Origin of the sequence: Bradyrhizobium sp. AZCC 1578 (assembly GCF_036924675.1) — a bacterium.
In the GTDB taxonomy this organism is placed as follows: Bacteria; Pseudomonadota; Alphaproteobacteria; order Rhizobiales; family Xanthobacteraceae; genus Bradyrhizobium.
Map to the genome: position 1 here is coordinate 4,905,565 of NZ_JAZHRZ010000001.1, position 14,269 is coordinate 4,919,833.

General features: G+C 61.6%; 12 protein-coding genes. 5 read left to right on the forward strand and 7 right to left on the reverse strand.

The features are described 5' to 3' along the window. Positions 1–18: 18 nt before the first annotated feature. The 6 genes from V1290_RS23500 to V1290_RS23525 form a co-directional block, all read right to left on the reverse strand. Complete coding sequence (locus tag V1290_RS23500) at positions 19–1,374, reverse strand: VpsF family polysaccharide biosynthesis protein (protein WP_334366577.1); 1,356 nt, start codon at positions 1,372–1,374, stop codon at positions 19–21. Positions 1,375–1,415: 41 nt separating this feature from the next. Then, positions 1,416–3,737, reverse strand: a complete 2,322-nt coding sequence (locus tag V1290_RS23505; protein WP_334366578.1) for an AAA family ATPase — start codon at positions 3,735–3,737, stop codon at positions 1,416–1,418. Next, positions 3,718–4,863: an outer membrane beta-barrel protein gene (locus tag V1290_RS23510; protein ID WP_334366579.1), complete on the reverse strand. Its 1,146-nt coding sequence runs from the start codon at positions 4,861–4,863 to the stop codon at positions 3,718–3,720. Before V1290_RS23510 ends, V1290_RS23505 begins: the two co-directional genes overlap by 20 nt. A 573-nt stretch (positions 4,864–5,436) precedes the next feature. Further along, positions 5,437–6,024, reverse strand: coding sequence for a polysaccharide biosynthesis/export family protein (locus tag V1290_RS23515; protein ID WP_334366580.1), 588 nt, complete (start codon positions 6,022–6,024; stop codon positions 5,437–5,439). A gap of 127 nt (positions 6,025–6,151) precedes the next feature. Next, positions 6,152–6,886, reverse strand: coding sequence for a metallophosphoesterase family protein (locus V1290_RS23520; protein ID WP_334366581.1), 735 nt, complete (start codon positions 6,884–6,886; stop codon positions 6,152–6,154). Between the two features lie 89 nt (positions 6,887–6,975). Continuing rightward, a complete protein-coding gene (locus V1290_RS23525; protein ID WP_334366582.1) occupies positions 6,976–7,125 on the reverse strand; it encodes a hypothetical protein in 150 nt (49 codons plus the stop codon). 725 nt (positions 7,126–7,850) lie between these two features. Between V1290_RS23525 and V1290_RS23530 the strand changes: the two genes are divergently transcribed. From V1290_RS23530 to V1290_RS23550, 5 genes are all read left to right on the forward strand, one after another. Further along, a complete protein-coding gene (locus V1290_RS23530; protein WP_235782730.1) occupies positions 7,851–8,432 on the forward strand; it encodes a sugar transferase in 582 nt (193 codons plus the stop codon). A gap of 41 nt (positions 8,433–8,473) precedes the next feature. Then, positions 8,474–9,907 (forward strand): mannose-1-phosphate guanylyltransferase/mannose-6-phosphate isomerase, encoded by a 1,434-nt coding sequence (locus V1290_RS23535; protein WP_334369150.1) that lies wholly within the window; start codon positions 8,474–8,476, stop codon positions 9,905–9,907. An 87-nt stretch (positions 9,908–9,994) separates the two neighbouring features. Next, the gene (locus tag V1290_RS23540; protein ID WP_334366583.1) at positions 9,995–10,783 is read left to right on the forward strand and encodes an FkbM family methyltransferase; all 789 of its coding nucleotides are present in this window, start codon (positions 9,995–9,997) and stop codon (positions 10,781–10,783) included. 68 nt (positions 10,784–10,851) lie between these two features. Then, on the forward strand, positions 10,852–12,171 hold the full coding sequence (locus tag V1290_RS23545; protein WP_334366584.1) for a UDP-glucose dehydrogenase family protein: 1,320 nt from the start codon (positions 10,852–10,854) through the stop codon (positions 12,169–12,171). A 46-nt stretch (positions 12,172–12,217) separates the two neighbouring features. After that, entirely contained in the window at positions 12,218–13,261 is a 1,044-nt protein-coding gene (locus tag V1290_RS23550; RefSeq protein ID WP_334369151.1) for an NAD-dependent epimerase, read from the forward strand. Here V1290_RS23550 and V1290_RS23555 read toward each other — a convergent pair. Beyond that, positions 13,258–14,202 carry a helix-turn-helix domain-containing protein gene (locus V1290_RS23555; RefSeq protein WP_334366585.1) on the reverse strand — a complete coding sequence of 315 codons (945 nt, stop codon included), beginning with the start codon at positions 14,200–14,202 and terminating at the stop codon, positions 13,258–13,260. The genes V1290_RS23550 and V1290_RS23555 overlap by 4 nt on opposite strands. Positions 14,203–14,269 lie beyond the last annotated feature (67 nt).

Consider the following 14,269-nt stretch of genomic DNA (forward strand, 5'->3'; position numbering starts at 1 on the left):
CGAAAGGGAATCCTGAAGTTATGCCGGAACGGACCGGTAGGTGACAGGCGCGCGGACTTGCAGGGACGCGGCGATGCGCCGCTGCTCGCGCGGCAGCAGGATCGAAATGAGGATCACGAACTGCGCGAGCTGAATGTTCTTCGACGAGAAGCTTACTGAACTCGCGGCGATGACGATGATCAGCAGCACGATCGCCCATACCGCGGCGCTCGAACGGCGCAGCAATTCGATGAAGAAGCAGATCAGTCCGATCGTCAGAACGACGGTATGGATGAGGCCGAACTGGACGATGGCGGCAATCCAGAAGTTCTCGATGCCGTAGTTGAGGCCGAGCTGCGACTGCAATGCATTCACCCGGACCGGATTGGGGCCGAGGATCAGCTCGTGCCAATCGAAATGCGAGAGTAGGCTGAACGTGGCGAAGCGCGCGAGCGCGCTGCCCTTGTCGGAAGAGAAGCGCAGCAGCATCTTGTCGAAAATGCCGAGGTCGAGCGCGGCGAAGACGATGGCGCCGGCGGCAAACAGCACGCAGATGGCGAGAATGGCCGCGGGAAGCTGCGTTCGCTTTCCCTGTATCAGGCGGATCGCTTCAAAGCCTCCGACCAGCCCGATCATCGCCAGCACCGTGACCAGCGACGTCCGGCCGCCAAAGGCCATCAGTGACGCCAGGCAGAATGCGATCAGCGGCAGCCGTACCAGGAGCGGCGGGCAGATCGCCGGACGGAGCACCAGCGCGAGCACGTAGGCGCCGACGATGCCGGATGCCGTGAGCGGGTGACCCAGCAGCGCCGCTGAGCGCCATTCTCCCACCACTACGACGTCGCCGAGCGTCAGCGGGATCAGCCGATGCCCGGAGAAATATTCGTAATATCCGAGTACGACGTTCAGCAGGATCGTGAGGTGAATGGCCCAGGCCAGCGGGCGCCTTTGCGCGGGCGACAACTGCCACATCACCATCACGATCAGGATCGGCAGCAGAAACGTGTCGATGATGACCGTGAACGGGCGTTCGAGCACGATCACCTGGACCAGCAGAAACAGCCAGCAGAGCAGATAGGCCAGCAGCAGCTTCGACTCGGAAAACATCCGGTTGATCTCGCCGACCGGCCCGCGGCTGCGCATCAGTAGCAGGGAGAGTGCCAGCAACGTGAAATAGGTTGCCGGATGCAGCTTTTCGTAAAAATTTCCGCCCGCCGTCAGATAGTGGATTTTCCAGTTGGTCAGCGCAGAGGACGAGAGCGTGAATGTCGCCATGACGGCCAGCAGCATCAAGCCGGTCGCGATCCGTTCGATGAACGCGTCGGCATTCGCGACGCGCCCACCGCCAGAGGAAGCTGCCCGCACTGCCGGTGAAGCAAGGTGACGAGGACGCACCCGTGCGACACCGGCCGATCCATTTAGCGGTCCGCGCGCTCTCACCGGGCCGCTCCGGCATGCAGGCCCGCGGTGCCGTATGGCTTCAGGTAAGCCGAGCTGCGGTAATAGTCATAGAATTGCAGGCGGCTGAGATCGACGCGGGTCAGTACCGTTCCCATGATCCGGTCACTGACGGGGGACAGCAGGTCCATGGCATGGGACAGCACTTCGCGGGGGGTCTGGTCCCACGCGAGCGCCAGGATGATGCGATCGGCCAGTTCGGCGAGCGCGCGGCCATCGACCAGGGGCACCAGCGGCGGCGAGTCGATCACGATCAATTCGTAGCGGTGGCGGAAATAATCGAGCACGTCGACGATCCGGTCGGAGAACATCAGTTCGGTGATGAACTCGACGTGCTTGATCCTGGTCGACGGCAACACAGAGAGCCCGGTGCTTTGATCCACGAGGACGGCGCGTTCCGGGGCGACGTGTCCGATCGCGACTTCCAGCAGTCCGGCCTCGGCGCGCGGACACAGGGAACGGGTCACTTGTGGATTGCGGAGGTCCCCATCGATGAGCAGCGTTCGGATGCCAAGGGTCGCCAGCGACTGCGCCAGGTTGATGGCAAGCGTGGTTTTGCCCTCGCTGTCGAGTGCCGAGGTGACCTGCACGACCTTCACCGGCTGCGACCGCATCGTCCGTTGCAGCGACAGGCGGACCGCGCGGATGGCCTCCGCGAAGAACGTGCCAGGCTCGTCGATCGCGTAACGCGTCAAAGGCGGCTGCAACGCCGGCGGCAGCAGTTTGGTGGTCTTCGGATCGTAGCTGTCCAGTTCGCTGCGTCCGCGCCGCGCGAGACGGGCCAGCTCTCGCGTGCCGATCAACGGCACCGCGGCAAGGGCCGGGACACCCGCAATGGATTCGGCCTGTTCGAGTGTCTTGACGCGGCCGTCAAGATAGTCGGTGAGGAAGGCCAGCACGCTGCCCGCCCCGAGCCCGAGCATCAGGGCAAGCCCCAGGATCAGCATCGTCTTGGGTGACGACGGCCTGATCGGGATGCTGGCCTTGGTCACGATCCGGGAATCCGGCATCTCCAGGCTCTCTTGCGCGGTGGTTTCCTTGGAGCGCGCCAGATAGGATTCGTAGAGCGTGCGGCTGGCCTCGGCCTCGCGCTGCAGTTCGCGTAAGCGTACCTGCGCCTGGCCGGAGGAAGTGGACACGCCCTGGAGCTGGTCCAGGTTCTGCTGCAGGGACACCTCGCGCGAACGCGCGACGTCATAGTCGTGCTTCGTGCTCTCCAGTATTCGCCGGATTTCGTCGTTGATCAGCTTCTGGGTGTCGCGCCGCTGCGCCCGCACATTGGCGACGAGGGGATGACGCGTGCCGTATTTGCTGGATAGATCCGCCTCGTTCTTGGCGATGTCGGCATATTGCGTGCGCAGCTTGGTGATCATTTCCGAGGAAATGGCTGCGTTGATGCCGCCGGGATCGCCGCCTGATTTCGCGATGTCCTGGACCTGCTCGTACTTTGCCCGCGCCTCCGCCGTCTGCACGCGCGCGGCGATCAGCTTGTTATTGAGGTCGGTGAGCTGCTGGTCGTTGAGGGTTACGCCCTGCGAGACCATCAGGTTGTTGGCCGAACGATAATCCTCGACCGCTTTCTCGGACGCAACGACTCGCGACTTCAACTCGTCGATCTGGCCGTTGAGCCAACTCGCGGCAATACGCGTGGCGTCGTGTTTGGCGCGGACCTGCTCGTCGAAATAGGCGTCCGCAACCGCGTTGGCGATGGTTGCGGCCTTCTGCGGCGATTCCGAACTGACGGCGATATCGACGAGGAAGGTGGTGCCCTGCCTTGTTACCTTCATCCGTCTCTGAAGGATCTCGACCGATCGCGCCTTGGCGGCGTCTTCGGCGCTTGCACCGTCGCTTGGCCCGCTGCTGCTGAACATGCTGAGCAGCGGCTTGATCGGATCGAGGAGGCCGGGTTTGGGTTTGAATTCCGCATCCTCCGTCAGCTTAAGCTTGCCGACGACGCGCACCAGGATCGCAACCGACTGAATCAGCAGCGTCTGGCTTTCGATGGTTGCATCGTCCGTGCCGAAATTCGACAGCACGGACTGGTTGGTTTCGACGACATTGGCGCGGCGCGGATCGACCAGCACGGTCGACGTCGCCGTATATAAAGTAGTCGCGAGCATCAGGTAGGTCAGCGCCAACCCGAGCAGGACGGCTACCGGCAATACCACCAGCTTGTAGCGACGGCGCAGGATGCGGCCCATTTCGCGCAGATCGACGGTCGGATACTGCCAGCTTTCCGCAGGTCGGGCGGCAGGCTCGTCGGGGATCACATAGGGCAGGTCAGAATTGCGCTGTAACATTCATTCCTACCAGGTGTTTGTCGAAGCTGAAGACGGGAACGTCGCTGTCGCGCTTGGTGTAGCGGTAGTAGGCGGAAACGGCGCCGAAGCGGTTGATGAGATATTTGACCCGCGTGTCTGATGTCAGCACGTTGTCCTTGCGGACCTGGCCGAAGAACCGGTCGTTCTCGTAACCGCCCGCGAGCGATACGATCACGTTGCGCCGCAGCTCGTAGTCGACGCCGAGTTGAACCGCATTCGCAAGCACGCCGGTGGCGCTGGTGTCGGTGGTCTGCGTGACGAGCTGTTCGGCATTGAAATGCACATCGAGCAGACGGGTGGGCCGCCACGTCAGCCGCGCGCGGTAGGAGGGGCCTTCGATGTTGCCGATCGACGGATCGTCGAAACGCTGCTGGACATAGCCGGCGCCGAACTCGCCGGTCACCAGATTGCTCAAGCCGACCGTGACGCCGGTCAGCGCGCGATAGCCTTGCGAGTCCAGCGTGTGGCCTGGCGTCCCCCTGATGTCGCGCTGATTGCCTTCCACGCCGCCGAACCAGCCGAGGGTGGAAGAAATCGCATAGTCGATCCGGCTGTGCAGCGCGTAGATCTGTCCGTCGCGGGCGTCCTGGTTGATGACGGTGCCGTCCTGCGCGCGCGTCGATCCGTAGTCGTAGGAATCGGTACGGAAGCCGACCGAGGTCGTGAGCCGGTTGAATTCCTTGCGCAGCGTGACGTCGCCGGACATCAGATTGTATGGCGTCGGCGATATGGCGTTGGTGGGGGAAGTGAGCGTGCCGACGCCTTCGTTCAGATGTGCGATCTGAAAGCTGCCCAGCAGCATCGTGTCTTTCGTAATGTCCAGCCAGCCATTGCCCTTCAGGCTGGCATTGGTCTGGTTCAGGCTCGAAAACTGGCTATAGGTCGTCGACTGCGCATCCAGCTTCAGGTCGACACCATGCCGCCCCCATAGCGAATGCGCGCGCAGCGTCGGCTCGATCACCGCCGCGATGTCGGAACGCGGCGCGGTGTTCGACGCAAACACGTTGCTGTCGTAAAAAGTACCGGCGGTCAGCGACGGGTTGAACATCCAGGAGCCGGAGCGAATGCCGACGGGCTCATAGCCAGGCTGTTGTCGCTTTTTCACCGGCATGTCCTCGGGCGGTATCTCTTCGCGGTTGTCCGGATCGGTCCTGTCCGGCAGCGATGACGGTTCAAAGATTTTCTGCGCGTTCCAGGGTGAAGCGAACTCTCCGCTGGTCCACGGAATGGCTTGTGCATTTGCGGACGATCCGAGACCGAGCAGGATGGCAGCCGCCGGAGCAGGCAACAGGTTGAAGCTGAAGCGGCGCGGGCACGGTTATGGAATGCGATCGCTCTCCGCGTCGCTCAGACGTATTCTGCGATGCAGACTCGAATCCCATCACCCATCCCTTGCGGGAACGCGAAGGCGGCGAACACTTATCGGGCGAGGCCCATCGCTCAAATAATGATCGTCGACTGCGCATAAGAACGGCAGGCCTCTACTCGGTACGCGGGCGCAAGGTTTTGAGTTGTGAGATTGAAGTGATGCGCTCGCTTGCAACGCGCCTTGCCGGAAAAAGTTTTCCTCGCGTCGCAAAATATTTCGCATCTGCAAAATGCGAACTGTGACAACAGCGCGACATGCGCGCCATCATCCGCTCATGAGCGGCATCACCTCATCTGCAATTCCGAAACGCTAGAAGTAGCGCTCCGGAACCCTAATGTTGTCGCCGGGATAGACCGGAACGGGAGCATCGAGAGGGTGGGTCTCTTCCGCACCGGCACCTGCACGGCGGAGATAGACCTTGCTTTCGTTGGCGCGGTACGTGAATCCGCCGGCGCTTGCGATCGCGTCCATGACCGTCAACCCGTTGCGGTATGGATACTCGCCGCTCTTCTTCACTTCGCCGAGGATGTAGTACGGGCGATACTGCGCGATCTCGACGTTGACGCGCGGATCGCGCACGATTCCCTTTGCAAGCGCGGATGCTATCGCCTTTTCAAGCTGCCGCGTCGTGGCGCCTGCAGCCTTGATGTGACCGGCGAGCGGAATCGAAACTTGACCGCCATTGTCGATTTCATACTCGCCGGTGATGTCAGGTTCGCCGTAGACCTTCAGCCTGATTCGATCGTTCGGACCGAGTACGTAACGCTCCGCAGACGATGCGGATGGCGGCGTTTGTGCTGAAGCACGAATCGAAAATCCGGCAGTGATGCCGGCGATTACAAGGACGAAGAGAAGAGAGGAAAGCGTCGGGCCGGCGCTGGACGACCGTTGCTGCATGGCTGCATCTCCATGAATGCACGTAACAGCCGCGGATGATAGGGAAGCAAAAACGGCGAAAGAATGTGATGACGAAGTTCCATGTGCCCAACATGCGCGCATGCGTTAACGAAACGTTGCATGCGAGTCACAGGAAGAGAATCGCCGATCCTTCGATCGCAATGCAGGTCAATGTTCCCGTCCGCCACGCAGCAGTATCGATGTTGATTCGGTTATGCCTGACATCCGGATGCGGCACCGGCGTATGGCCGTGCACGATGAATTGTTCGTGATCCAGCGTAGAGCCCAGGAACTCATCGCGAATCCAAATCAGATCGTTGGGATCCTGATGCTCGATCGGGACATCCGGACGAATGCCGGCGTGCACGAAAAGGAAATCGCCGCAACTGAATTGATTGCGCAAGCACTGCATGAACAGTTGGTGTGCACGCGGAAACGCGTCGAGAAAGCGGCGATGCAGCTCGCTCGCCGTCGCGGTTTCGTCATGTAGTTCAACGCCATACGATGCAAGCGTCTGCATGCCGCCTAGTTGCAGCCAATACTGCAGGATGGCCGGATCCTGAAGGAACCCTTCCATCACGGCCTCGTGGTTGCCGCGTAGACACACAGCGTGATTGGCAACGAGTCGGACCGTGAGCAGATCGATCACGGTCTTGGAGTGCGGTCCGCGGTCAACGTAATCGCCGAGATAGATCTCGACCGTATGCGCGATCGGTCTACGCCTTATGTCATCGTCGATGCGTGCAATGATCTCGCTCAGCAGGTCGGCACGGCCATGAATGTCGCCGACCGCATAGATGCGTGTACCGGCAGGCGCTGAAGCGTTAACGGAGCGCGAAGGTGCCGCGGGCGATCGGTGCATAATGTGAGATGTCGATCATGGAACCGTGCGGCGGTCAATCCATGACGCAAGATCCTTGAGATGCAGCCACCGGCATAATGGCTGATAAGCTAGTAAAAGAGCAGGCAGATCAGGATCACGATCGCAATCCACGCCGCCGCGTTTGCGATGATGATGCGGTTCCTCAGCCTGCGATCGGGCGACAATGTGCTGTGCGGCACCGGCACCAGCGCACGGCTGTGCAGACGTTGGGCCATCATGAGCGCCTCCCTGGAAGCGTTCCGCTAGGTGGACGGCTCGCGAATCGCTGCCGTCTCTGTTTTCTTTTCCAACCTTGCGATCACCGCAGCAGCCGTGCGCCTTAATCACCACCAGTCGTCACGCTGCAGAGGATCGCTTGGCCTTCGACTAACAAAACAACGACGAGACAGGCATTTGTTGCCCGTGCAGCGACGCTACATTCATCGAGAAACGAACAATGGATTTTGTTCCGCGCTTTTCGATTATGCATGGCAGCCTCGAGTCACGCGCAGCTCATTAACCTGGCAAATCGACACTAAGCATCTCCGAACAAATCGGAATATCGCGTCGCACAAATCTCGTTAACGATTCAGTTCCGCGGTGATGCGGCACCGCTTTCGCATTTGCGCCAAACTTCGCTCAAAATTCTGGAAAGTCTTAGCGACCGCGAAGTGCGGACGTTCGCTGCTGCGAAATCGTCGCGCTCGCTGTCGAGTAACTCCACGCGTTCGATCACAGTCCGGTTCCCGCAGAGAGGAGAGTCATGGCCTCCATCGTGACAGCCAACTTCGATCGGAGCGACGTTGCGCCGAGGAGCAACGTTACGCCGATTCGAAGAGAGCGAACTGAGATATCAGTCCGTCCTGTCGAGTTTGCCGGCGGCGGTACGCATGGCGCGTATCGAGCCCGCCGGCGGTCGCGCCGAAGGGCGCGAAACGAACCATCCTCGTCGATTGCAAAGCGTGTGTTCGATATTGCTGCGGCAAGCGGCGCATTGCTGTTCTTCGCGCCGCTCCTGATCGTCATCGCAGTTGCGATAAAGCTGACGTCGCCAGGCCCGGTGCTGTTCTTCCAGTACCGATACGGCTATCGCAACCGCCGCTTCAAGATCTACAAGTTCCGCACCATGCGCGCGGATGCGGGCGATGTGCGCGGCGTAAAGCAGACGGTTCAGGGCGACGCGCGCGTGACGCCGGTGGGGCGAATTCTGCGCAAGACCAGCCTCGACGAAATTCCGCAACTGATCAACGTGATCAAAGGCGATATGTCGCTGGTTGGACCGCGGCCGCATGTGCCGGGAATGCTGGCGGCAGATCTGCCATACGAACACCTCGTGCCTTATTATTTTCAGCGGCATACGGCGCGGCCGGGCATTACCGGGCTCGCGCAGGTCAGCGGATGCAGGGGAAGCACGGCCGAGTTCGGTCCTGCGGTTTCGCGGATCGACTACGATCTCGTTTATATCGAGAGGTGGTCGCTGCGCATGGACATCATGATCATCATCCGCACCATCCGCAAAGAATTCCTGTCCGGAAGCGGATTCTGACCGACCTCACCGTCGCAACATCGAAGGACCATGCAATGCCGATGATCGAGCCGCGCGGCCGTATCGTACCCGTTCTCCTGTCCGGTGGCGCCGGCTCGCGGCTGTGGCCGCTTTCGCGCGAAACCTATCCCAAGCAACTGCTCTCGCTACTCGGCGAGAACACCCTGCTGCAGCAAACGGCGCTACGGGTCGACGACCGCTCGCTGTTTACCGACCCGATGGTGATTGCAAATGCCGAGCATCGTTTTGCGATCGGCGAGCAGTTGCGCGCGGTCGGCGTCGACCGTCCGACCATCGTGCTCGAGCCGTTCGGAAGAAACACTGCTCCCGCGGTTGCGGTTGCAGCCCTGCTCGCCAGCGAAGCCGATCCCGACGCCGTGATACTGGCGATGCCGGTCGACCACTGGGTGCGGGATCACGTTGCGTTTCGCGCCGCCATATCGACGGGCATCACGGCCGCGCGCTGCGGCCGATTCGTCCTGTTCGGCGTGCGGCCTTCGTCGGCAGCAACCGGATTCGGCTATATCCGGATGGGCGATGAGCTGGAAGCCGCTTCTCCGATTCGTAATGTCGCCAGCTTCGTCGAGAAGCCGGATCTGGTGACGGTCGAGCGCCTGCTGGCCTGCGACGAGCATGTCTGGAACAGCGGGATATTTCTGCTGCCCGCGCGTCAGTTCATCGACGAATTGGCGCACCGGGCGCCCGAGATCCTGGCCGCCTGTCGCAAGGCGCTGACGGGCGCAACCCGCGACCTTGATTTTCTCCGGCTCGATGAGCGCGCTTTCGAGGCCTGTCCGAGCATCTCGATGGACTACGCGATCATGGAGAAGACCGACAATGCGGTGGTGGTTCCCGCCACGTTCGACTGGAGCGATGTCGGAAGCTGGTCGGCGCTGTGGTCGATGGCGGAGAAGGATTCGTCGGGTAATGTCGTGATTGGCGATGCGGTGGTGGAAGATGCTTCGGGTTGCTACGTGCGGGGCGACGGGCAACTGGTCGCGGCGCTCGGCGTCGAGGATCTCGTCATCGCCACGTCGCCGGACGTCGTGCTGGTGACCAGCCGGAAACGCGACCAGGACGTCGGAAAACTGGTCGAGCGCCTGAAAGCAAACGGCCATCGCTCGGCGACCCAGACCCACAGCGTCCATCGCCCCTGGGGATACTATCAATCGATCCATGCCGGGGAGCGGTTTCAGGTCAAGCGCATCACCGTCAATCCCGGCGCCAAGCTGTCGCTGCAGAAACATTATCATCGCGCCGAGCATTGGGTCGTGGTGAACGGCACCGCAATCGTTACGCGCGACGACGAGGAAATCCTGCTGCGCGAGAACGAGTCGATCTTCGTCCCTTTGGGATGCATGCATCGTCTGGAGAATCCCGGAAAGGTTCCCCTCAACCTGATCGAGGTCCAGTCGGGCGCCTATCTCGGGGAGGACGACATCGTCCGCGTGCAGGATATCTATGACCGCGTTTGAGGTGTGGTGGGGTGGGAGGCAGCATCCGCATCGAGGGCGAGGCACGTCGCTACGAGGCGTGCGCGCGCGACACGAAGGGAGGCAGCGATGAACACAAAACAACACGTCAAGGAGCTGGTGAAGGATGCGTTTCCCTCGATATGGCTGCAATGGCACTTCATGAAGCGCCCCAAATCAGCGGAGCGGGAACTGTCCTATCTCGACAAGGTCATTCCCGACGACGCGGTGACGGTCGACGTCGGCGCAAACTGCGGCCTCTACACGCGGCGGCTGGCGCGGCTTTCCCGCCAGGTCCACGCCTTCGAGCCTTCGCAGCAGATGGCGAGGTTGCTGCGCCGAACCTCGGCGCGCAATGTGAGCGTTCACGAGATCGCGCTGTCGGATCATGACGGCGATGCCGAGCTGTTCATCCCGCAAGGCGAAGATGGTTTGGTGTACGGCCTTGCCTCGCTGGAGGCGCGAGCCGACTCATCGGCGAAGGTCGTTTCCGCTCATGTGCCGATCGCGCGGCTCGACGCTGTGATCGACCAGGACGTGGCGTTCGTGAAGATCGACGTCGAAGGCCACGAGTTGAATGTGCTGAACGGCGCCGTCGAGCTTCTGGAGCGCTGCCAGCCGGTATTCCTGGTCGAGGCGGAGGACCGGCATCGCACCGAGGCGACCCGCTTGGTGTTCGAATTCTTTCGGAACAAATCCTATCGGGGGTTCTTCCTGAAGGACAACGACGTGATTGGAGTGGAACAGTTCGATTCCCGAAGGCTTCAGGATGCAGATGCGCTGCGGCCAGACGGCGGCCGCAAGAACGGACAGTTCTACGTCAACAACTTCTTCTTCTTTCCCCGGCATCTCGACGGCGAATCGATATTGAGCAGCTAGCTCGTCGTTTCACCGCCTCTCCGCCGGCGCGGCGTTGGGCCGCGCGGCTTTTTCAGACAGGAACCGTAATGCATATAGCGATGATTGGCGCCGGCTATGTCGGGCTGGTGTCAGGGGCGTGCTTTTCCGATTTCGGCCATCAGGTCGTCTGTATCGACAGCAATGCGGAGAAGGTTGCGAGCCTCAAAGACGGGGAGATGCCGATCCACGAACCCGGACTGGCCGAACTGGTGGCGCGAAACGTTGGCCAAGGCCGGCTTTCATTTTCGAGCGATCTGAAATCGGCCGTCAGCGGTGCCGAAGTGGTGTTCATCGCGGTAGGCACGCCGTCACGCCGCGGCGATGGCCATGCCGATCTTTCCTATGTCTATGCGGCGGCGCGCGAGATCGCGGCCGTGCTTCCCGACCAGGCGGTGGTGGTCACCAAGTCGACGGTCCCGGTCGGGACCGGCGACGAGGTCGAGCGCATCATCCGCGAGGAAAATCCCGACGCCAAAGTTGCTGTCGTTTCCAATCCCGAATTCCTGCGCGAAGGGGCGGCGATCCGCGACTTCAAGCATCCCGACCGGATCGTGATCGGAACGGACGACGCGCGCGCCCGCAGCGTGATGGCCGAGGTGTACCGGCCGCTTCACCTCAACGCGTCCCCAATCCTCTATACCGATCGCCGCACCGCCGAATTGACGAAATACGCCGCCAACTCCTTTCTCGCCACCAAGATCGCCTTCATCAACGAGATCGCCGATCTCGCCGAAAAGGTCGGCGCCAATGTGCAGGAAGTCGCGCGCGGGATCGGGCTCGACAACCGGATCGGCCAGAAATTCCTGCATGCGGGGCCGGGCTTCGGCGGCTCCTGTTTTCCAAAGGACGCGATGGCGCTGATCAAGACCGGTCAGGACAACGAGGCGCCGGTGCGCATCGTCGAAACGGTGGTCGCCGTCAACGACCAGCGCAAGCGGGCGATGGCACGCAAGGTCGCGAATGCGTTCGGCGGCAACATCCGGGGCAAATCCATTGCGGTGCTCGGCGTAACGTTCAAGCCGGATACCGACGACATGCGCGACGCGCCATCCATTCCGCTGATCACCGCGCTGCAGGACATGGGGGCCGAGGTGCGCGTTTTCGATCCCGTCGGCATGGAGCAGGCGAAGAAGGTGTTCGAGAACGTCACCTTTTGCGACAGCGCCTATCGTTGCGCGAAAGGATGCCACGCGCTCGTCATCGTCACTGAATGGGAGCAGTTCCGGGCGCTGGATCTCAAGGAATTGTCCACCATCATGGCCTGTCCCGTGATTGTCGATCTGCGCAACATCTACTCTCCGGAGGAGGTGAGGCGGAACGGCTTTCTTTACTGCGGCGTGGGGCGGCCGAAATCGGTGGCGTACTGACAAGCATGAGCCGTCATGACATCGGCTGGTGGAGGATGCACGCATGATGCCGGATCAGGCAATTCTGGTAACGGGAGCCGCGGGCTTCATCGGATTTCACGTGGCGCAACGGTTGCTGCAGTCGGGCCATCGCGTGGTCGGGCTCGACAACCTCAATTCATACTACGATCCGCAACTGAAGGCGGCCCGGCTCGCGATCCTGCGCAACGATCCGCGGTTTCAGTTTGAAGAGCTGGACGTGGCGGATCGCGTCGCGATACCGGCGCTGTTCGCGCGGCATCGGTTTCCCGTCGTCATTCATCTGGCCGCGCAAGCAGGCGTGCGCTACTCGCTGCAGGATCCGCACGCTTATGTCGACGCCAATCTGGTCGGCTTCACCAATGTCCTGGAGGGATGCCGGCACCATGGCTGCCGCCATTTGTTGTTCGCATCTTCGTCGTCTGTGTACGGGGCAAACAGGAAGTTGCCCTTCTCGGTGCATGACAATGTCGATCATCCGATCAGCCTTTATGCCGCGAGCAAGAAGGCCAATGAATTGATGGCCCACTCGTACAGCCATCTTTACGGAATCCCGTGCACAGGCTTGCGCTTCTTCACGGTGTACGGCCCGTGGTATCGGCCCGATATGGCGCTGTTCGTGTTTGCGGACGCAATCGTCCGCGGCGATCCGGTCAAGCTGTTCAATGGCGGCCGGATGCTTCGCGACTTCACCTATATCGACGACGTGACAGAGGCTCTGGTCCGCCTGATCGATCGTGCGCCGCAGGTCGGGCAGCCCGGGCCCGGGCTGGACGGAATTCAGGACCCGGGATCGAGCATCGCCCCTTGGCGCATCTACAATGTCGGCAACAACAAGCCGCAGGAATTGATGCTCGTACTCGACATCCTCGAGCGTGAGCTGGGACGCAAGGCCAACAAGGAACTGCTGCCGATGCAGCCGGGCGACGTGCCGACCACCTATGCCGATGTCGATGACCTCGTGCGCGACGTCGGCTTTCGCCCGGCAACCCCGATCGAGGACGGTATCCAGCGGTTCGCGGCCTGGTATCGCAGCTACCACGAAACTAGCCAGGCGATAGCCGCATCCTAGAACCGAACCGGCACGCTTGCGCGAAAATCCCGCGGCGTGGTGCCATGCTTGTTCTTGAACGCGCGTGCAGCGTGAGCGGCATCGGCAAACCCGCACTGATGCGCCAATCTCGCGATCGAAATGTTGGCCAGCGAAGCCTGCCGCAGCAGGTTGCGTAACAGCTCGACCCGCAGATGAAGGACATGTCGTTCGAACGTGGTGTCGCGGTCGGCGAAGATGCGATGGAAGGTCCGCTCCGAGATGCCGAATTCGGCAGCGAGCGCCGGCACTGGCCGGACAGCGGCGATGTTGGCCCTCAGATAGGTATCGATCAGGCGGAACAGGTTGGGACGGGTGAGTTGATGGCTGGCACCCGCGGCGAGACGCAGCAGAGCCGACAGAAAGGCGACGATGTCTGGCTCATCCTGTCGCCCCGGCGCATCGGGCAATGAAATCGCGTTGCGAACCATCGCGGCAATCGAACGCGCAACAGTTCCGGATAGCGGCACAGGCTTGGCGCATAATCGCTCCGCGCCAGGAATGCACCGCAACAGCGGCGCGGCGGGGACGGTTGCGATCAGCAGTTCCGCGCGCTGTTCGGGGCCGAACAGCCGATCCTCGAACGGACGCCGCGCGTCATAGAGCACGCCATACCCCGGATCGATCGTGCCCTCGTTGCCGGCTTGCACCATCGCGCTGCGCCCGCGCCGCTGGAAGTCGAACATGAATTCGTCCGAGCCGGCCCGGCTCACCAGCCTGGCATCGCGGGTGTAGCATTGCGGGCTGCTGTCGAAGCGCACGAGCTTGGCATCGCCGATCTCGACGAACTCGAAGTGGCCGCTGACGACGGTGGAGCCGAGCGGCTTGGTCTCGATATTGGCAAAAGACCGGCAGATCGCCTCGGTCCAGAAGGCCTGACGCTCCGTCGGACGGATCGGGTCGGTGGAGACGCTGATCGGCATCGCGTGACGACATCCGGTTGATGAACCCCCAGCGTCGCGCAGGATTGGTGGCTTTGGCAAGGGCGAA